The following is an 18,523-nucleotide window of genomic DNA, read 5'->3' as shown; positions in this document are numbered from 1 at the left end:
CGCCCGCCCCCCGTGAGTCCGCACCACCGGACCGGAGGCGGAGATGACGACCAGCGAGGCAGAGCGCAGCGCCATGCGGCGCGCCCTGGCGCTCGCCGCCACCCCCGGCGTGCCCCTCGGCCCCAACCCGCGCGTCGGCTGCGTGCTCCTCGCTCCCGACGGCACGACGGTCGCCGAGGGGTTCCACCGCGGAGCCGGCTCGCCGCACGCCGAGGTGGACGCGCTGGCGCGGGCCGGGGCGGCGGCGCGGGGCGCGACCGCGGTCGTCACCCTCGAGCCCTGCAACCACACCGGCCGGACCGGTCCGTGCAGCGAGGCGCTGCTGGCGGCGGGCGTGTCCCGCGTCGTCTTCGCGCAGGCCGACGCCAACCCCGTCGCGCGAGGTGGCGGCCACCGCCTGCGCCAGGCCGGGGTCGAGGTCGTGGGCGGCCTGCTGGCCGACCAGGCGCGGGCCGTCAACGAGGTGTGGACCTTCGCCGTGACCTCCGGGCGACCCTTCGTCACCTGGAAGTTCGCCACCACGCTCGACGGTCGCAGCGCCGCCGCCGACGGCACCAGCCGATGGGTCTCCAGCCGCGCCGCGCGGCTCGACACCCACCGGCTGCGCGCGCTGTGCGACACGATGCTGGTCGGGACCAACACCGTCGAGGTCGACGACCCGGCGCTCACCGTCCGCGACGAGGCCGACGAGCCGCTCGACGTCCAGCCGCTGCGAGCAGTGATGGGCCTGCGCGACCTCGCGCCCGACCGGCGCGTCCTCGACGACCGCGCCGAGACCGTGCACCTCCGCACCCGCGACCCCCACGAGGCGCTTGCCGCGTTGTTCGCCCGCGACCGCCAGCACGTCTTCCTCGAGGGCGGGCCGACCCTCGCGCGCGCCTTCCTCACCGCCGGCCTCGTCGACGAGGTCGTCACCTACGTCGCCCCGATGCTGCTCGGCGCGGGGGCCAGCGCCGTCGCCGACCTGGGCATCGGCACCATCGCTGACGCCGTGCACCTGGACGTGAGCGACGTGACCGTGCTGCCCGGGGACGACGGTGAGGACACCAACGTCCGCCTCACCATGACCCCCGGCCCGACTCCCGGTCGGACTTCCAGCCCCACTCCCAGCCCCACCCCCAGGAGGACCTGATGTTCACCGGCATCGTCGAGGAGCTCGGCACCATCGCCGAGGTCACCGACCAGGGTGACGCCATCCGGCTCACCGTCGAGGCGAGCACGGTGCTCGAGGGCACCGTCCTCGGCGACTCGATCTCGGTCAACGGCTGCTGCCTCACCGTCTCCGCCCTCGACGAGGGGCGGTGGACCGCCGACCTCATGCAGGAGACGCTCGACAAGACGTCGCTGAGGGGCGCCGCACCGGGGGACCGGGTCAACCTGGAGCGCGCGGTCACCGTCGACAAGCGGCTGGGCGGCCACATCGTCCAGGGCCACGTCGACGGCGTCGGCGAGATCGTCTCCCGCTCGCCCAGCGAGCACTGGGACGTCGTCGAGATCTCCCTTCCCATCCACCTCTCGCGCTACCTCGTCGACAAGGGCTCGATCACCGTCGACGGCGTCAGCCTGACGCTCGTCGAGGTCCACGACGCGAGCTTCACCGTCAGCCTGATCCCCGAGACGCTCGCCCGTACGACGCTCGGCAGCCGCCGCGTCGGCGACCTGGTCAACCTCGAGGCCGACGTCATCGCCAAGCACGTCGAGAAGCTGCTCGGCGGCTACCTCCCCACCTCCACGCCCACTGCGAACGACGAGGAAGAATGATGTCCCTGCTCGAATGGCTCATCGACGGCACCATCCCCGTGCCCGGCGGCGAGCTCGGCGCCCGTGAGGTGATCGGCAACCTGTTCGGCCTCGCCAGCGCGATCCTCGGCATGAAGCGCTTCGTGTGGGCCTGGCCCGTCGGCCTGGTCGGCAACGTGCTGCTCTTCACCGTCTTCGCGACCGGTGAGCTCTCCGGGCAGATCGAGGACCCGCTGTGGGGCCAGGCCGGCCGGCAGGTGTTCTTCGCGGTGGTGTCGGTCTACGGCTGGTGGCGCTGGTCGCAGGTCAGCAGCGCCGGTGGCGCCTCCGACGGCGGCGCCGTCGCGCCGCGCTGGGCCACCGACCGCGAGCGGCTGCAGCTCCTCGTGCTCGGCGTCGTCGGCTACGCCGCGGCGTACGTCCTGCTGCTGCAGGTCGGCTCCTACGGACCGACGACCGAGGCCTGGATCCTCGCGGGCTCGATGCTCGCGACCTACGGCATGGCCCGCGGCTGGGTGGAGTTCTGGCTGGTTTGGATCCTCGTCGACGTCGTCGGCGTGACCACGCTGGTGCAGGCCGGGTTCTACCCCACCGCCGGGATGTACCTGTTCTACGCCGTCTTCGTGGTCATCGGCTTCGTCGTGTGGCTGCGCGACGCCCGGACGGTCGTCGACACCTCCTCGGTCGACGAGGACGCGGTGATCCCCGCATGAGCGGGGCGAGCACCGTCCGGCTGGACTCCGTGGAGCGGGCCGTCGCCGACATCGCCGCCGGCCGGGCCGTCGTGGTGGTCGACGACGAGGACCGCGAGAACGAGGGCGACATCATCTTCGCCGCCGCCAAGGCGACCCCGGAGCTGATGGCCTTCACCATCCGCCACTCCAGCGGCGTCATCTGCGTCCCGATGCCGGCCGACATGCTGGACCGGCTCGAGATCCCGCTCATGACGCCGCACAACAAGGACCGGCTGCGCACGGCCTACACCATCTCGGTCGACGCGCGGGACGGCGTCACCACCGGCATCAGCGCCGCCGACCGCGCCCACACCGCCCGCACGCTCGCCGACTCCGCAACCGAGCCGTGGGAGCTCACCCGTCCCGGGCACGTCTTCCCGCTGCGCTACCGGGAGGGCGGCGTCCTCGTACGCCGGGGGCACACCGAGGCGGCCGTCGACCTGGCGATGCTCGCCGGGCTCACGCCGGCCGGTGTGCTGGTCGAGGTCGTCAACGACGACGGCACGATGAAGCGCGGCCCCGAGCTGCGCGAGTTCGCCGACGAGCACGGCCTGGCGATGATCTCCATCGAGGACCTGGTCCGCCACCGCCGCCGCCACGAGCGCCACGTCGAGCGGGTCGCCGAGACCCGGCTGCCCACGCGCCACGGCGAGTTCACCGCCTACGGCTACCGCATCACGATCGACGGCAGCGAGCACGTCGCGCTGGTGCACGGCGACGTCGCGGGGGCCGTCGAGAGGGGCGAGCCGGTGCTCACCCGCGTCCACAGCGAGTGCCTGACCGGCGACGTCTTCGGCAGCGAGCGCTGCGACTGCGGGCCGCAGCTCGACGAGGCCCTGCGCACTGTCGTCGCGGAGGGCACGGGCGTGGTGGTCTACCTGCGCGGCCACGAGGGGCGCGGCATCGGCCTGGTCGCCAAGCTCCAGGCCTACCAGCTCCAGGACGGCGGCCGCGACACCGTCGACGCCAACGTCGACCTCGGGCTGCCGGCCGACGCCCGCCACTACGGCACCGCGACCCAGGTGCTGCGCGACCTGGGCATCGAGTCGGTGCGGCTGATGACCAACAACCCCGACAAGACCGCGAGCCTCGAGGACTTCGGGATCCGGGTCACCGAACGGGTGCCGCTCACCCCGCACCCCAACGACCACAACCTGGCCTACCTGCGGACCAAGCGCGACCGGATGGGCCACGACCTGCCCGACCTCGTGGTGGACCTCGCGCTGGACCACCAGCTCGAGCACGAGGCCGCGCCCGACACCGGACCCACCACCCCGTCCCCCGAAGGAGAGCACCGATGAGCGGCGCCGGAGCACCCACCTCCCAGCCCTACGACGCCAGTGGCCTCAAGGTCGCGGTCGTCGCCGCGAGCTGGCACACCCAGGTGATGGACGGCCTCGTCGGGGGCGCCGAGCGCGCGCTGGCGGCGTACGGCATCACCGAGCCGCAGGTCCTGCGCGTGCCGGGAACCTTCGAGCTGCCCGTGGTCGCGGCGGCGCTCGCCCGGGGCGGCTACGACGCCGTCGTGGCGCTCGGCGTCGTCATCCGGGGCGGCACCCCGCACTTCGAGTACGTCTGCTCGGCCGCGACCGACGGCCTCACCCGGGTCAGCGTCGAGCACGCCGTGCCGGTGGGCTTCGGCGTGCTGACCTGCGACACGGAGGAGCAGGCCCTCGACCGCGCCGGCCTCGAGGGCTCGAGCGAGGACAAGGGGTGGGAGGCCACGGCCGCCGCCCTCGACACGGCCCGGGTGCTGCGGGACCTGCACGCCGGTTAAGGCGCCTCCGGGCCGATGGCCGGGGACACGCTCAGCGGGAGGTCAGGACGTGCGGTCGCTGGCCGACTGCAGCCGGTCGATTTGCTCGGAGGCCTGCGCCTTGGTGAGGTCGCCCGGGAGCTCCTCGCCGGCCTCGCGGGCCAGGGTGTCGAGGTAGCTGCGCTGCGCGCCGGTCATCGGCTCGTCACCGGTCACCCACTCCTCGGGGTCCTTGCGCGTCGTGTCACCCTGGGGACCGCCGAGGGTCTGCTCGGCCAGCGGGGTCTCGTCCGAATGTGTGTTCGATTCGCTCATGCTCCGACGATAGCGCGGCCCGGCGACCGGACAACCCTCCCGATGGGTGGTCCGGGCTGGTCCGGGGCTGGTTCGGGACTGGTCCGGGGCCGGTCCGGGTGAGGGACCGGCGCGGGGCGCCCGCCCGGTGCGCCGTAGGCTGCTCCCGTGAAGACGTTCGAGGACCTGTGGGCCGAGCTGTCCACGAAGGCCGCGGAGCGCCCCGAGGGTTCCGGCACCGTGCAGCAGCTCGACGCCGGCGTCCATGCCATCGGCAAGAAGCTCCTGGAGGAGGCCGCCGAGTCGTGGATGGCCGCCGAGCACGAGGGCAAGGAGGCGACGGCACTGGAGATCAGCCAGCTGCTCTACCACGCCCAGGTGCTCATGCTCGCCTCCGGCCTGACCCTCGACGACGTCTACGCCCACCTGTGAGAGCCCCGGTGAGATCCGCATGACCCTCCGCATCGCCGTCCCCAACAAGGGGTCGCTGTCCCAGGCCGCCACCGACATCCTGCGGGAGTCCGGCTACCGCCAGCGCACCGACTCCAAGGAGCTAGCGCTCGTCGACTCCGAGAACGACGTCGAGTTCTTCTACCTCCGCCCGCGCGACATCGCGCTCTACGTCGGCGAGGGCACGCTCGACGCCGGCATCACCGGCCGCGACCTGTTGCTCGACTCCGGTGCCAAGGCCGACGAGGTGATGAACCTCGGCTTCGGCCGCTCGCGGTTCCACTTCGCCGGCCCCGCCGGTCGCTACTCCTCGCTCGAGGACCTCCGCGGCCTGCGGATCGCGACGTCGTACGTCGGCGTGGTCGAGGACTACCTGTTCCGCAACGGCATCGACGCGACCGTCACCCGCCTCGACGGCGCCGTCGAGACCAGCATCCAGCTCGGCGTGGCCGACGTCATCGCCGACGTCGTGGAGACCGGCTCGACGCTGCGCGCCGCCGGCCTGGCGACCTTCGGTGAGGTCATCCTCGACTCGCAGGCCGTGCTGATCACCCGCGGCGGGGAGATCCCCGACGACTTCGAGATCTTCCGCCGTCGGGTCGAGGGCGTCCTGGTGGCCCGGAGCTACGTGATGATGGACTACGACATCGAGGAGGCCCACCTCGACCGCGCCACGGTGCTGGCGCCCGGCCGCGAGGGTCCGACGATCTCGCCCCTCGGCAAGGCCGGCTGGGTCGCCGTGCGGGTGATGGTGCCGCGCGCCGGCTCGCAGCGGCTCATGGACGACCTCTACTCGATCGGCGCCCGGGCCATCCTGCTGACGGACATCCATGCCTGCCGGCTCTGAGCCTGCGCCCGGGCAACGGCTGCCCTCCCTGCCGCACACCTGGCGCCCCGTCGGCGTGCGCTACGCCGTGGTGGGGGTGGGCGTGATGCTGTTCGTCGTCTGCGCCGCGGCCTGGTTCGGCTTCGACGACTCGGTGCGCGACCGCTTCAACTGGCTCCAGCGCGTCACGCTGCTCGTGATGGGCGCGGCCCTGGCGCTGTGCGGCTGGGCGCTCGGCCGGGCGCGGGTGAGGGCCGAGATGGACGTGCTCGTCGTGGTCAACGGCTTCCGCACGCGCAGGCTGGCGTGGGAGCAGGTCGTCGCGATCCACCTCGCCTCGGGCGCGCCGTGGGCCACGCTCGATCTGGCCGACGGCACCACCATCTCGGCGATGGCCTTCCAGGGCTCCGACGGGCGGCGCGCCCGCGACGGCGTACGTCAGGTGCGGGCGCTGATCGACCGGTCGGGCTCGCCCGAGGGCTAGCTCGCCAGCGCGCGGATGCCCCACGACGACGACTGCTCGTCGCCCGTCGTCCCTGCCGGGGCGAGGACCGCGAGGTCGGTGCCGGAGTTGAAGGCGTCCGCCGGCGCGGTCATCGGCTCCACGGCGATCGCGGGTCGCGGGCCCTCGACCGGCGGCGTGTAGACCTGCAGCCACCGGTGGCGCTCGTCCACCCACAGGGCCACCCCGCGCCCGGTGCGCGGGTCGGCGAGCGTCACCGTGGCGCGGCCGTCGCGGTGGTCGAGGGCCCCGAACCCGTCGTCGAGCACCGCGTCACCGATGCGGCGCGGTGTCGTGAAGTCGTGGGCGCCCGACACCGGCTCCGTGCCCGTCGGCAGCTGTCGGTCGTCCACCAGCAGCCGGGTGTGGGCCGGCAGGTGCAGCTCGAGGTCCTCGATGGCCTCGCCGACGGCGAGGTAGGGGTGCGCGCCGCTGGCGAACGGCGCCGGCTCGGGGGAGAGGTTGGTGGCGGTCTGGGTCACGACGAGGCCGTCGGCGGAGAGGTCGTAGAGGACGTGCAGGTCGAGCGCCCAGGGGTAGCCGGTCTGCGCCATCACGCGGAGGACGAGGGACACCGACGTGCCGGTGTGCTCCTCGACCGTCCACGCCGCCCAGCGCGCGAGGCCGTGCGAGGCGTTGCCGCGCGACGGGTCGGTCAGCCCGAGCTGGAGGTCGCGCCCGCCGAAGGAGTAGCGGCCGTCGCGGATCCGGTTGGGCCAGGGCATCAGCAGCTGGCCGCGTCCACCGGAGGACATCTCGTCCTCGGCGAAGCCGTGCACGAGGTCGCGCCCCTCGTGGGCGAGGCTGCGCAGCGCGGCCCCGCCCTCGGTGACGACCGCGACGTAGCCGGCCGCCGAGATCTCGAACTGCTCCCCGCTCGGAAACACCATGACGCCCACCCTAGACAGCACTAGCGTGACTGCATGGCCCTCACCGCGCGGGACCTCGCGCCGGCCGACGCCGCCGCCCTCGCCGGCCTCATGCGCCGGATCGATGCGGACCACCCGACGGGCTTCTGCCTCGGGGAGCCGGAGGCACGCGAGCTGATGTCCGGCGCGGAGTCGCGGTTCGAGGGTGCCTTCGACGGCGAGCACCTCGTCGCGTTCACGGCCGTCATGCCCGGTTCGCCGCAGAGCACGGGCCAGCGGTTCATCCTGTTCGGCGACGTGGACCCCGCGCGGCTGCGGGAGGGCATCGGCACGCTGATGCTGTCCCGGGCGTTGGAGGCTGCGCGAGCCGTCCATCGCCAGGTGGCGCCGGACCTGTCTGCGACGTACGCCGCCACGGCGCTCGCGGGACGTGCCGACCAGGCAGGCCTGCTGACCTCGGCGGGGTTCGTGCCCACCGGCCACAGCGTCATGATGGTGGCCGACCTGGCGCGGCCCGTCGCAGTGCCCGAGGCTCCCCGTGGTCTGGTCGCGTCGTCCTTCGACCCGGCCGCGGCGGATGAGCTCCGGCTGGCGCACAACACCGCCTTCGGCGACCATCCGGGCCGCACACCGATGGGGCCGGACTTCTGGGAGCTCTTCATGGTCCGTGCGGCGCACAACCGGCACCACCTCGCCGCGGTGGCGCGTGACGAGGCCGGGCGGGTTGCGGGCTACGTGTTCGCGCACGAGTACACCGTCCCCCAGTCGGGCGGGCCGGGACCCGAGCTGCACGTGCCCTACGTCGGGACCCTCCCGCACCACCGCCGCCGGGGCGTCGCCACCTGGCTGCTCACCCGGGTCCTCGGCCTCGCACGCGAAGCCGGCTATGCCACCGCCAGCCTCAGTGTCGACACCGCGAACCCGACCGGCGCCCTCGGCGTCTACGAGCGCGCCGGCTTCCGGCAGCTCTACCAGCAGGACTCCTACGAGCTCGTCGAGCCACCGTTGCCGTAGGCCGGGGTCCCCGAGCGGCGTCCGCCTCAGTCGTCGGTCGGCACGACGAGGTCGGCGTGCTCGTGCGTGCGCAGCCGCGCGAAGAGGTCGTCCTCGTCGAGGCGCCACTGCGCCATGTGCGGCTGGAGCGCCTCACCGTCGCGAGCGATGCCGCGGGCCAGCCGCAGCGACGGCTCGGCCTCGACCCACACGAGGAGCCCGACCAGGTCCGCGACGGCCGGCGACCAGCTGCCGACGCCGTCGAGCACGAGCAGGCCGCCCGGCCGCACCGCGTGAGTCCCGGCCCACCCGTCGGCGTGCCAGTCCCAGCGTCGCCAGTGACCGGCCTCGCCCGCCGCCAGGGGCGCGAGCAGGGCCGCGACGCTGGCCGCCAGCCCCGGCAGTCCGCGCCACCCCTCGAGGAGCTCGTCGGTGTGCACCACCTGCGTCCCCGTGACGACCTCTGCGATCGAGGCGGCGAGGGTCGTCTTGCCCGAGCCCGCCGGACCGTCGACGCACACCAGGCGGCCCGGTCCGAGCGTCGGAGGTGCCGACATCACCCGGTCGGCCACCTCGCGGGCCACCCGGGACGGGTGGGATGGGGACGGCTCAGAAGGCACGGTCGCAGCCGCGGTAGGACGGCACCACGTCGGTGACCGCGTCCCCCCGGACCAGGTGCACGTCGCGCACGTGCTCGAACAGCTCGCCGGACTTGGCGTGGCGGAACCACACGAGGTCACCGATGCGGAGCATGGCCGCGGGGTGCCCGGTCAGCGGCGTCTGGACCTCGCCGGCGCCCTCCAGCCCGGTGAGGCGCAGGCCCGGCGGGGCCCACGGCACGGGGGAGCGGTCGGCACCCGTCGCCCCGCTGGCGATCAGCCCGCCGCCGTGGACGGTGACCAGGTCGGGTGTCGGCCTGCGGGTGACCCGGAGGCCGAAGAAGGCGGCCGGGCGCGGGTCGAAGGAGGCGTAGTGGTCGAAGATCCCGGGGACCAGCAGTCCCGACCCGGCGGCGATCTCGGTGACCGCGCCGTCGGCGGCCGTGGCCTCGACCGACCCCGAGCCGCCGCCGTTCCAGAACTCGAGGTCGGCCACCCGGGCGAGCGCCTCGGAGATCTCGCGGCGGCGCACCTCGAGCTGCGCCATCGACGCCTGCTTGAGGCGACGTACGAGCAGCGAGCGGGTCCGCTGGTCGGGGACGTCGTCCTGCACGCCGGCGACCTGTCCCTCGTAGGTCATCACGCCGACCAGCCGGAAGCCGTCACGGGCGACCACGTGCTCGGCGAGTTCCACGACGTCCGCGGTGTCGAACAGCGGCGAGCGCTTGGGACCGATGTGCTGCCGACCGAGCCGTAGCCCGGCGTCGAGGTCCAGGGCGACCCGGACCGGCACCTGCGAGGAGGACCGGGCCGCGTCGACGACGTCGAGGTGGGCGGTGTCGTCGACCATGATCGTGATCGCCGCCGCGGCCGACGGCGAGGCGGTGAGCCGGCGGAGGGCGGCGGTGTCGACAGACGGGTAGGCCACGACGATGTCGTCGCTGACGCCGCTCTCGTGCAGCCACAGCGCCTCGGCCACGGTGAAGGCCAGGACCCCGGAGAACCCGTCGCGCGCGAGCGCGCGCTCGACCATGGCCGGCACCCGGAGCGACTTCGACGCCACCCGGACGGGCTTGCCGCCGGCGCGGCGGACCAGGTCGTCGGCGTTGGCGTCGAAGGCGTCGAGGTCGACGACGGCGATGGGCGTGGCCGGCGCCTCCGGGAGGGCGTCGACGGCGGCACCGAGCCTCGACCACAGGCGGTTGCGGTCGACGAGTCGGTCGCTCACTCGATCCCGCGCTTCCGCAGGAGCGCCTCGATGTCGGCCATGTCGTCGTCGACGGGGGACCCGCCCTTGCCCGGCGACCGTGTCGAGGACGCCTCGGGGAGGCTGCGGTCGCGCGCGGTGCCCGTGGGTGTGGCGCCCCCGGAGGACTGGCCCCGGGCGAGCTGGCGGTCACGGATGATGCCGCTGACCACCCACAGCACGAGAGCGAGGCCGGCGAGCCCGACCCCCACCCAGGTGCGGACGTCGAAGACGAGGCTGGTCGCCCAGTCGGTGACCGAGCCGCCGATCTCGACGACCATCTCGAGGGTGCCCGTCAGCCAGGCCGCCGCGGGCAGGAGCGTGAAGCCGAGCGCGCGCAGGCCGTTGGCGGACCCGCGCCGCCGGAAGGCGATCCACGTCCAGATCGCGCCCGCCACGGTGAGCGCTGCGGTCAGGGCGGCCCAGGTCGTCTCTTCCACGGCCCCAGAGTCCCACAACGCACCACGCGTCCGGGACAATGGCGCCGTGCCCGACGACCGCGACAGCAGCCCCCTGGTCCGGACGATCCCCGACCCGGGGTTCGCCGACGACCACGGTGCGGTCGACCCCGGGCTGCGTCGCCTGCTCGTCGACCACCTCGAGGGAAGGGCGTCGTCCGGGACGGTCCTCGCCGCGCTTCAGGACGCCCGCCTGCTGGTGCCGGTCGTCGCCGTGCTCGGTGAGGTCGAGCACGACGAGCAGGGCCTCGCCCACGACAAGTCCTCCGACATGGCCGCCGTGCTGGTCCGGGCGGGCGACGGCAGCCTCGGCCTGCTCGCCTTCACCTCCATCGAGACGATGGCCCGCTGGGACCCGGCGGCGCGTCCGGTGCCGGTCACCGCAGCGACCGCCGCCACCGCGGCGGTGCAGGACGGCGCGGAGGCGTTGCTGGTCGACCTGGCCGGCCCGGCGACGTACGTCGTCGACGGCGACGACCTCACCCGGCTGGCCGCCGGGTGGCGACTTGTCCGGCTCGGGGAGGGCGACGGGCACGGCTGGATTGGCCCCGCGCCGGAATGATCGGCTAGCCTTCGGTGTTGACCGATCAGTGCCGCACAGCACCACTGCACCACCCGCGACACTGGTCCCGCCAAGCGGAGGCACCGCACCACCCGTCTCCCACCCGCACCGATCGCCCTGCACCACAGATCGTCGGGTCCCGGTCCTCGTGACACGGCTGTCGAGAGACAGGCGTGGCACACCAGGTCTTCCCGAGAGGGGAGGCGTGTCGTGACTGGCTCCCGCTTGGCAGCAGCGGGAGCCATTGTTCATTTCCGGCCCGATCCAGGGCCGGGAAGGCTGGGGCTCCCACCCACCCGATCACTGGAGGACACATCAGCACCGAGCTGCGCATCAACGAGCGGATCCGCGTACCCGAGGTCCGGCTCGTCGGACCCAACGGTGAGACCGTTGGCATCGTGCCGACCGACCAGGCACTGAAGCTGGCCCAGGAGGCCGACCTCGACCTCGTCGAGATCGCTCCGCAGGGACGCCCCCCTGTCTGCAAGCTCATGGACTACGGCAAGTTCAAGTACGAGAACGCCCAGAAGGCCCGTGAGGCGCGCCGCAACCAGACGAACGTGATCATCAAGGAGATGAAGCTTCGTCCCAAGATCGACTCGCACGACTACGAGACCAAGAAGGGTCACGTCGTGCGGTTCCTCGGCGCGGGCGACAAGGTCAAGATCACCATCATGTTCCGCGGTCGCGAGCAGCACCGCCCCGAGCTGGGCTTCCGCCTGCTCCAGAAGCTGGCCGAGGACGTCCAGGAGCTCGGCTTCGTGGAGTCCGCGCCCAAGCAGGACGGCCGCAACATGACGATGGTGATCGGCCCGCACAAGAAGAAGGCCGACGCCAAGGTCGACGCCGAGGCGGCCCGCGCCACCAAGGAGCAGGCCCGCGCCGACCGCAGGGCCGAGGAGGACGCCGAGCGCGAGGCTGCGCACGCCGCCGGCCCCGTGGCCCAGAAGAAGGAGCGTCGCCGCTCCGAGAACCTCGATCCTGAGATCGAGGCCTGAGCGGAGCGAAGGCCTCGATCGAGCACGTCGCGGCGAAGCCGTGACAACGGCCGAGGACTGACGGCGAGAACCGCCGACAGGACGGTCGAACCCCCCGAACCACCCACGCAGAAGGAAGTTGAGGCAGACATGCCGAAGAACAAGACCCACTCGGGCACCAGCAAGCGCTTCAAGGTGACCGGCTCGGGCAAGGTCCGCCGCCTGCAGGCCGGCCGCAAGTCCGGCGCTGCGTTCGCGTCCGCGCCGACCACGGGCAGCCGCAAGAAGCACCGCCGCAACGCCGGCATGGTCGAGCTCGAGAAGTCCGACGTGAAGCGCGTCAAGAAGATGCTCGGCATCTGAGCCTCGTCCCACCTGGTGGCTCAGCCGCCGTCCATCCTGATTTTCGCCTGCAACAAGGAGTAGCACCATGGCACGCGTCAAGCGCGCAGTGAACGCCCAGAAGAAGCGTCGTACCACCCTCGAGCGCGCCAGCGGCTACCGCGGCCAGCGCTCGCGGCTCTACCGCAAGGCCAAGGAGCAGGTCACCCACTCCCTGGTCTACAGCTACAACGACCGCCGCAAGAACAAGGGCAACTTCCGCAAGTTGTGGATCCAGCGCATCAACGCCGCGGCCCGCGCCAACGGCATGACCTACAACCGCTTCATCCAGGGCCTCGGCCTGGCCGGCATCGAGGTCGACCGCAAGATCCTGGCCGAGCTGGCTGTCAACGACGCCCCGGCGTTCGCGGTGCTCGTCGAGGCCGCCAAGGCCGCGCTGCCCGACGACGTCAACGCGCCCAAGGTCTCCGCCTGAGCCACATGGGCACTCCGTCGGCCGGGACCCCGCTCACCGTGGGGAGCACCCGGGTGAAGGAGGCTCGCAAGCTGAGCCGCCGTTCGGTACGCACCGAGCGGCGGCTCTTCCTTGCCGACGGTCCGAAGGCGGTCGAGGGGGCGCTCTCGGTCGACTGCGTGGTGGAGGTCTTCGCGACCTCCCACGCCGCCCACCAGTACGCCGACCTGCTGGACGGCACCGACGTCACGCTCGTCGACGACCGGGCGATCGCCGCGCTGTCCGACGCCGTGACGCCGGCGGGCGTGGTGGCGGTGTGCCACCACATCGACGCCCCCCTCGAGCACGTCGTGCGGGCCTCGCCCCGCCTGCTCGTCATCTGCGCCGACGTGCGCGACCCGGGCAACGCCGGCACGGTCATCCGCACGGCCGACGCGGCCGGGGCCGACGGCGTGGTCCTCGCCGGGCAGTCCGTCGACGCCTACAACCCGAAGACGGTGCGGGCGAGCGTCGGCAGCCTGTTCCACCTCCCGGTCGCCCGGGCCACCGATGCGGCCGAGGCGGTCCGCGCCGCGCAGGCCCGCGGGCTCCGGGTGCTCGCCGCCGACGGCGCCGGGGACCTCGACCTCTTCGACGCCGACCTCTCGGGCCCCACCGCGTGGCTCTTCGGCAACGAGGCGTGGGGCCTGCCCGAGGAGCTGGCCGCGCTCGCCGACGAGCGCGTCGCTATCCCGATCCACGGCCGGGCGGAGAGCCTCAACCTCTCGACCGCCGCCGCGGTCTGCCTCTACGCGAGCGCGCGGGCCCAGCGCGCCTGACGACCGTCCGTCGCTGGGCTACGCTCGCCCGCGATGATCATGATCGATCCACCCGCCGTCCCACGGTGGGGCCGGCTGTGGTCGCACCTGGCCAGCGACACGTCGTACGACGAGGCGCACGCCTTCGCCGCCGCGCACGGCATCCCCGCCCGCGGGTGGGACCGCGACCACTACGACGTGCCCGACGAGGCGTACGCCGCCATGGTGGCCGCCGGCGCCGTGCCGGTCAGCTCGCGCGAGCTGGTGGCCGCCCTGCGCGCCGCGGGCCTGCGGCGGCCCAAGGCCCGCTCGCGCGGCTAGGGTGAGCGCGTGTCCGAGGAGAGCCGCCGCGTCGACGGCACCCCCAGCCGGCTGCGCCTCCTCGCCGACGCCTATCCCGACGGGATCCTCGGCGCCACCCGCGACGGGATCGTCACGATCCTGAACTCACAGGGAGCCGCGCTCCTGGGTGTGGATCCCCACGACGCCATGGGGCTGCCGCTGGACGACGTGCTGCGGCTCCTCGACCAGGACGGACAGACCTGGCTGCACGTCAACCGGCCGTGGGACAGCATCTCGATCGTCCGCGGCGTGCCCGAGCAGTCGTGGGTCAACGCGTCGGGCGAGGAGGTGCTCACCACCGCCAAGCTGGTGCGCGACGAGCCGCTGGGCCGTGTGCTGGGCATCGCGGTCGGGCTCCGCAGCGGTCGTGGCCGGGCGCGGCTCGACCGTGAGCGCTCCGACCTGGTCGCGATGGTGGCCCACGAGCTGCGCTCCCCGCTCACCGGCGTGAAGGGGTTCGTGCAGGCGCTGCTCAACCGGTGGGACAAGCTCACCGACGACCAGCGCAAGCTCATGCTCACCACCGTCAACGCCGACGCCGACCGGCTGGCGCGGCTCATCGCGGAGCTGCTCGACGTGGCCCGCATCGACACCGACCGCCTCCAGCTCTACCCCCGCGAGTCGTCCGCGGAGGTGCTGGTGCGGCGGGTGGTCGACTCCATCGAGGCCGGCACGGCCCGCGAGATCCACCTCGAGGTCGAGGAGGACCTCCCCGAGGTGTTCGCCGACCCCGACAAGTTCACCCAGGTGGTGACCAACCTCGTCGAGAACGCCGTGCGCCACGGCCAGGGCCAGGTCAGCCTCCGGCTCGCCGCGTCCGAGAGCCTCGACGGGGTGCGCATCACCGTCGACGACAAGGGCGACGGCATCCCGGTCGAGCTGCGGCGCCGGGTCTTCACCAAGTTCTGGACCACCGGCGACTCGGGCGGCACCGGCCTCGGCATGTACATCGTCGGCGGGCTGGCCCGGGCCCACGGCGGCTGGGTCACCATCGACGACGCGCCCGGAGGCGGCGCGCGGGTGATGGTCGACTGGCCGAGCCAGGACCTGCGGCCCGACTGAGACGGCAGCGGGAGCACGTCGACCTCCACAGAACCTTCACGAGTCGTCCCCACGACGCAGACCGTCGTGCTCCTAGGGTCGGGGCATGACGTCGAGGACGGCCGCGCGGACGGCCCTGGTGGTGGAGGACGAGCGCACGATCAACGATGCGCTCGCCCAGCGGCTGCGCGCCGAGGGCTACACGGTCGAGCAGGCCTTCGACGGGCCGTCGGCGGTCGACCTCGCCGCCCGGGTGAGCCCCGACGTGGTCCTCCTCGACGTGATGCTGCCCGGCTTCGACGGGCTCGAGGTGTGCCGCCGCATCCAGGCCGCCCGGCCGGTGCCCGTGCTGATGCTCACCGCCCGCGACGACGAGGCCGACCTGCTCGTCGGGCTCGGGGTGGGCGCCGACGACTACCTCACCAAGCCGTTCTCCATGCGTGAGGTCGTGGCCCGCGTCTCCGCCCTGCTCCGCCGCGTCGAGCGGGCCGCCGCGCTCGCCGACGAGCGCCCGGCCGTGATCCGGGTGGGCTCGCTGGGCCTCGACCCCGGCACCCGGCGTACGACGGTCGGCGACGCAGCGGTGCACCTCACGCCGACCGAGTTCGACCTGCTCCTCTGCCTGGCCCGCGAGGCCGGCCAGGTGCTCAGCCGTGAGCGGCTGCTGCGCGAGGTCTGGGACTGGGGCGACGCCTGGGGGAGCGCCAGCGCCACCCGCACCGTCGACAGCCACGTCAAGGCGCTGCGCAGCAAGGTGGGTGCCGAGCGCATCCGGACCGTGCACGGCGTGGGCTACGCGCTGGAGGAGGTCGGATGAGCGCCCTCCTCGACGCCGTCTCCAGCCTCAAGGCCAAGCTCGGCCTGCTCGTCGCGGCGTCCGTGGTCACGGCCGTGCTGCTGACCTGGCTCGGGTCCGCGGCCGACGTGTCGCCGCTCCTGGTGCTCCCGGTCAGCGTCGCGCTGGCCCTCGGGGTCACCCAGCTGCTCGCCGCCGGGATGGTGGCGCCCCTGCGCCGGATGACCGAGGTGACCCGGGCGATGGCCCGCGGCGACTACTCCGGGCGGGTGCGCACCCGCGCCACCGACGAGGTCGGCCAGCTGGCCGCCGCCTTCAACCGGATGGCCGAGGACCTCGCGACGGTCGACCGGGAGCGCCGGGACCTCATCGCGACGGTGTCCCACGAGCTGCGGACGCCGCTGACGGCGATGACCGCCCTGCTCGAGAACCTCGCGGACGGCGTCGTCCCCGCCGACGCCGTGAGCCTGGAGGCCGCCCTCGAGGAGGCCCAGCGCCTCGGCCGGCTCGTCGACGACCTCCTCCAGCTGTCCCGGCTCGAGGCCGGGGTCGTCGACCTCGACCGCCAGGACGTCGCCCTGCACCGGCTCGTCGAGGAGTCGGTCGCCCAGGTCGCCGGTGCCGGCCGCCCCGGGTCGTACGACGTCGAGGTGCCGGACGACCTGCACGTGCAGGGCGATCCCGCGCGGCTGCGCCAGCTGCTCGTCAACGTCCTCGACAACGCCGGGCGGCACGCGCCGCCCGACACCCGGGTCCGCGTCACCGGTGGCGCCGCTGCCCCGGCCGACGCGCTCCGGGACGGGGACGGGGACGGGACCGGCTGGTGGCTGGAGGTCACCGACGACGGCGGGGGAGTGGCACCCGAGGACCGCGAACGCGTCTTCGAGCGCTTCGGCACCGACGGCGCGGGCGGCACCGGCCTCGGCCTCGCGATCGCCCGCTGGGTCGCCCAGCTCCACGACGGCACGCTCCGGTTCGTCGATCCCGCCTCCGGGCGCGGCGCCCGCCTCCGCCTCGAGGTCCCCGAGCCGACTGCCGCCGGGTCCCGCGGACCGAGCCGGGTCCCCGCACCCGACGCCCGACCGCTCCCCGCCCCGGAGCCGAGCAGGTCCGAGGTCATGATCCCGGCCGCGGCTGCGGCTGCGGTGCCGCGCACCACACCCGGGCTGGACGCGCTCTTCGGTCGCTTCTGGCCCGAGCGCGGCCTGCCGTCGGGCCTGCCGACCGTGGCCGCGGCCGCAGGGGCCGGGCTCGTCGCGGGCGTCGCGCTCTCGTTCACCGCGGTGGGCATCACGTGGACCCTCGTCGCGCTCGTCTGCGGCGCCGCGGCGCTGTTCACCGCCCGCCGTCGACGCGAGCCGTGGACCGCCCTCTGCGCCGTGCTGGCCGTGCTGCTCGTCCTGCCCATGACGCTGCTGGACGCGTGGTGGGTGCAGATGCTCGGCCTTCTCGCGGCAACGGCCGTCTTCCTCTGCGGCGTCACCGGCGCCCGCACGATGCCCGGCATCCTGCTGTCCGGCATCTCGTGGCCGCTCGCGTCGCTGCGCGGCCTGCCGTGGTTCGGCCGCTCGCTCCGCATCGCCGGCACCGGGTCCCGCGCCCCCGCCTTCGTGCGCACCCTCGTGTGGTCGCTCCTCGGGCTCGCGGTCTTCGGCACGATCTTCGCCAGCGCCAACCCGGTGTTCGGATCCTGGGTCGACCGGCTGGTGCCCAACCTGACCTTCAACGACCTCGTCGGACGCGGGTTCGTCGCCTGCTTCGTCTTCGCCGCCACCCTCGGCGCCGCCTACCTCGCGCTGAACCCGTCCCACGTGGAGGTGCTGGGTGGGCGCCGCCCGGCCGCCCTCGCCAACCGGTTCGAGTGGCTCGTGCCGGTGCTCGTCGTCGACGCGGTCTTCGTCGCCTTCATCGCCGCGCAGGCCGGGGCGCTCATCGGCGGTCGCGACTACATCGAGGAGACCACCGGGCTGACGTACGCCGACTTCGTGCACCAGGGCTTCGGCCAGCTGACCCTCGCCACCGCACTCACCGTGCTCGTGGTGTGGGTCGCCGCCCGCCGTGCCGGCGACGCGCCCGAGGACCGGCGCTGGCTGCTCGCCTCGCTCGGGCTGCTGTGCGCACTCACCCTGCTGGTGGTGGCCTCGGCCCTGCGGGGCATGGCGGTCTACCAGGACGCCTACGGATTCACCACGCTCCGGCTCTTCGTCGACGTCTTCGAGGGCTGGCTGGGCTTCGTCGTGCTGGCGATCATGGTGGCGGGCGCCGCCGGCCGCGGCAGCTGGCTGCCGCGGATCGCGCTGGTCTCCGGCGCCGTCGCGCTCATCGGACTGGCGGCGGTCAACCCCGACGCCTGGGTCGCCGGGCGCAACCTCGACCGCTACGACGCCACCGCCCGGCTCGACGTGCGCTACCTCCAGAGCCTGTCCGCCGACGCCGCCCCGGAGATCGTGGAGCGGCTGCCGGCCGAGGTGGCGCGCTGCGTCCTGCAGGACCTGGCGTACGGCTCCTTGCAGCCCGAGGTGCTCGAGGACGCCCGGGCGTGGAACCTGGCGCGCTCCCGCGCGGAGGAGGCGGTCGCGGGGCTCGACCTCGCCGAGGCGCGCGGCGCCGGCGACGAGTGCGCCGGCGTCTGGAGCGCGTACGGCGAGTAGGATGCGTCACATGGACACGAGCTTGCGATTTCTGCGCCCCGGACCTGGTCCGTCGGGCAGCTGACGTCACCGGGTCCGGGGAGTCCCCGTCCGA

At 73.5% G+C, this 18,523-nt stretch carries 23 protein-coding genes; 18 read left to right on the top strand and 5 right to left on the bottom strand.

Annotated elements, in window-relative coordinates; translation table 11 throughout:
- The first annotated feature begins 43 nt into the window (after positions 1 to 43).
- The 5 genes from ribD to ribH are packed head-to-tail and all read left to right on the top strand — an operon-like array spanning position 44 to position 4,251.
- On the top strand, positions 44 to 1,132 hold the full coding sequence (gene ribD, locus SHK17_RS11550; RefSeq protein ID WP_322425245.1) for a bifunctional diaminohydroxyphosphoribosylaminopyrimidine deaminase/5-amino-6-(5-phosphoribosylamino)uracil reductase RibD: 1,089 nt from the start codon (positions 44 to 46) through the stop codon (positions 1,130 to 1,132).
- Positions 1,132 to 1,761 (top strand): riboflavin synthase, encoded by a 630-nt coding sequence (locus SHK17_RS11545; protein ID WP_172274978.1) that lies wholly within the window; start codon positions 1,132 to 1,134, stop codon positions 1,759 to 1,761. The genes ribD and SHK17_RS11545 overlap by 1 nt, the downstream gene beginning before the upstream one ends.
- Positions 1,758 to 2,453, top strand: a complete 696-nt coding sequence (gene pnuC / locus SHK17_RS11540) for a nicotinamide riboside transporter PnuC (RefSeq protein ID WP_216652654.1) — start codon at positions 1,758 to 1,760, stop codon at positions 2,451 to 2,453. The genes SHK17_RS11545 and pnuC overlap by 4 nt, the downstream gene beginning before the upstream one ends.
- Complete coding sequence (locus tag SHK17_RS11535) at positions 2,450 to 3,775, top strand: bifunctional 3,4-dihydroxy-2-butanone-4-phosphate synthase/GTP cyclohydrolase II (protein WP_322919289.1); 1,326 nt, start codon at positions 2,450 to 2,452, stop codon at positions 3,773 to 3,775. The genes pnuC and SHK17_RS11535 overlap by 4 nt, the downstream gene beginning before the upstream one ends.
- Complete coding sequence (gene ribH, locus SHK17_RS11530; protein ID WP_322425244.1) at positions 3,772 to 4,251, top strand: 6,7-dimethyl-8-ribityllumazine synthase; 480 nt, start codon at positions 3,772 to 3,774, stop codon at positions 4,249 to 4,251. Before SHK17_RS11535 ends, ribH begins: the two co-directional genes overlap by 4 nt.
- Before the next feature lie 42 nt (positions 4,252 to 4,293).
- Here ribH and SHK17_RS11525 read toward each other — a convergent pair whose 3' ends face one another.
- On the bottom strand, positions 4,294 to 4,545 hold the full coding sequence (locus SHK17_RS11525; RefSeq protein ID WP_322425243.1) for a DUF3072 domain-containing protein: 252 nt from the start codon (positions 4,543 to 4,545) through the stop codon (positions 4,294 to 4,296).
- Between the two features lie 147 nt (positions 4,546 to 4,692).
- On the opposite strand from SHK17_RS11525, the gene SHK17_RS11520 reads away from it, so the two are divergent.
- From SHK17_RS11520 to SHK17_RS11510, 3 genes are read left to right on the top strand one after another with little or no spacing between them, the layout of a single operon-like run.
- Positions 4,693 to 4,956, top strand: coding sequence for a phosphoribosyl-ATP diphosphatase (locus tag SHK17_RS11520; RefSeq protein WP_172274997.1), 264 nt, complete (start codon positions 4,693 to 4,695; stop codon positions 4,954 to 4,956).
- A gap of 19 nt (positions 4,957 to 4,975) precedes the next feature.
- Positions 4,976 to 5,821, top strand: a complete 846-nt coding sequence (gene hisG, locus SHK17_RS11515) for an ATP phosphoribosyltransferase (protein WP_172275000.1) — start codon at positions 4,976 to 4,978, stop codon at positions 5,819 to 5,821.
- Positions 5,805 to 6,284 (top strand): PH domain-containing protein, encoded by a 480-nt coding sequence (locus SHK17_RS11510; RefSeq protein WP_172275003.1) that lies wholly within the window; start codon positions 5,805 to 5,807, stop codon positions 6,282 to 6,284. Before hisG ends, SHK17_RS11510 begins: the two co-directional genes overlap by 17 nt.
- On the opposite strand, the gene SHK17_RS11505 is transcribed toward SHK17_RS11510, so the two are convergent.
- Positions 6,281 to 7,192: an aldose 1-epimerase family protein gene (locus SHK17_RS11505; protein ID WP_172275009.1), complete on the bottom strand. Its 912-nt coding sequence runs from the start codon at positions 7,190 to 7,192 to the stop codon at positions 6,281 to 6,283. The genes SHK17_RS11510 and SHK17_RS11505 overlap by 4 nt on opposite strands.
- A gap of 33 nt (positions 7,193 to 7,225) precedes the next feature.
- Here SHK17_RS11505 and SHK17_RS11500 point away from each other — a divergent pair, with 33 nt between their 5' ends.
- Positions 7,226 to 8,185, top strand: a complete 960-nt coding sequence (locus SHK17_RS11500; RefSeq protein WP_322919286.1) for a GNAT family N-acetyltransferase — start codon at positions 7,226 to 7,228, stop codon at positions 8,183 to 8,185.
- Between the two features lie 26 nt (positions 8,186 to 8,211).
- Here the strand turns inward: SHK17_RS11500 and SHK17_RS11495 are convergent, their stop codons facing one another.
- The 3 genes from SHK17_RS11495 to SHK17_RS11485 are packed head-to-tail and all read right to left on the bottom strand — an operon-like array spanning position 8,212 to position 10,449.
- Complete coding sequence (locus SHK17_RS11495) at positions 8,212 to 8,748, bottom strand: nucleoside/nucleotide kinase family protein (protein WP_322919285.1); 537 nt, start codon at positions 8,746 to 8,748, stop codon at positions 8,212 to 8,214.
- A gap of 25 nt (positions 8,749 to 8,773) precedes the next feature.
- The gene (locus SHK17_RS11490; RefSeq protein WP_322919283.1) at positions 8,774 to 9,991 is read right to left on the bottom strand and encodes an amino acid deaminase/aldolase; all 1,218 of its coding nucleotides are present in this window, start codon (positions 9,989 to 9,991) and stop codon (positions 8,774 to 8,776) included.
- Positions 9,988 to 10,449: a cellulose synthase gene (locus SHK17_RS11485; protein ID WP_172275019.1), complete on the bottom strand. Its 462-nt coding sequence runs from the start codon at positions 10,447 to 10,449 to the stop codon at positions 9,988 to 9,990. The genes SHK17_RS11490 and SHK17_RS11485 overlap by 4 nt, the downstream gene beginning before the upstream one ends.
- 46 nt (positions 10,450 to 10,495) lie before the next feature.
- On the opposite strand from SHK17_RS11485, the gene SHK17_RS11480 reads away from it, so the two are divergent.
- The 9 genes from SHK17_RS11480 to SHK17_RS11440 all read left to right on the top strand — a co-directional run bounded on the left by SHK17_RS11480 (position 10,496) and on the right by SHK17_RS11440 (position 18,429).
- A complete protein-coding gene (locus SHK17_RS11480; RefSeq protein ID WP_322919282.1) occupies positions 10,496 to 11,029 on the top strand; it encodes an SseB family protein in 534 nt (177 codons plus the stop codon).
- 299 nt (positions 11,030 to 11,328) lie between these two features.
- A complete protein-coding gene (infC, locus tag SHK17_RS11475; protein WP_172275155.1) occupies positions 11,329 to 12,027 on the top strand; it encodes a translation initiation factor IF-3 in 699 nt (232 codons plus the stop codon).
- Positions 12,028 to 12,156: 129 nt separating this feature from the next.
- Positions 12,157 to 12,369: a large ribosomal subunit protein bL35 gene (locus SHK17_RS11470; protein WP_172275023.1), complete on the top strand. Its 213-nt coding sequence runs from the start codon at positions 12,157 to 12,159 to the stop codon at positions 12,367 to 12,369.
- 67 nt (positions 12,370 to 12,436) lie between these two features.
- Positions 12,437 to 12,823 (top strand): 50S ribosomal protein L20, encoded by a 387-nt coding sequence (gene rplT / locus SHK17_RS11465; RefSeq protein WP_172275028.1) that lies wholly within the window; start codon positions 12,437 to 12,439, stop codon positions 12,821 to 12,823.
- A 5-nt stretch (positions 12,824 to 12,828) separates the two neighbouring features.
- Positions 12,829 to 13,620, top strand: a complete 792-nt coding sequence (locus SHK17_RS11460; protein ID WP_322919281.1) for a TrmH family RNA methyltransferase — start codon at positions 12,829 to 12,831, stop codon at positions 13,618 to 13,620.
- 39 nt (positions 13,621 to 13,659) lie between these two features.
- Complete coding sequence (locus SHK17_RS11455; protein ID WP_253943616.1) at positions 13,660 to 13,920, top strand: DUF4031 domain-containing protein; 261 nt, start codon at positions 13,660 to 13,662, stop codon at positions 13,918 to 13,920.
- Between the two features lie 9 nt (positions 13,921 to 13,929).
- The gene (locus SHK17_RS11450) at positions 13,930 to 15,003 is read left to right on the top strand and encodes a sensor histidine kinase (protein WP_322919280.1); all 1,074 of its coding nucleotides are present in this window, start codon (positions 13,930 to 13,932) and stop codon (positions 15,001 to 15,003) included.
- 85 nt (positions 15,004 to 15,088) lie between these two features.
- Entirely contained in the window at positions 15,089 to 15,799 is a 711-nt protein-coding gene (locus SHK17_RS11445) for a response regulator transcription factor (protein ID WP_172275036.1), read from the top strand.
- Positions 15,796 to 18,429 (top strand): DUF4153 domain-containing protein, encoded by a 2,634-nt coding sequence (locus tag SHK17_RS11440; protein WP_322919279.1) that lies wholly within the window; start codon positions 15,796 to 15,798, stop codon positions 18,427 to 18,429. The genes SHK17_RS11445 and SHK17_RS11440 overlap by 4 nt, the downstream gene beginning before the upstream one ends.
- Positions 18,430 to 18,523 lie beyond the last annotated feature (94 nt).

The sequence above is a fragment of the Nocardioides renjunii genome, assembly GCF_034661175.1.
Taxonomy (GTDB): Bacteria; Actinomycetota; Actinomycetes; order Propionibacteriales; family Nocardioidaceae; genus Nocardioides; species Nocardioides renjunii.
This window is presented reverse-complemented; position numbering and strand designations above follow the sequence as displayed.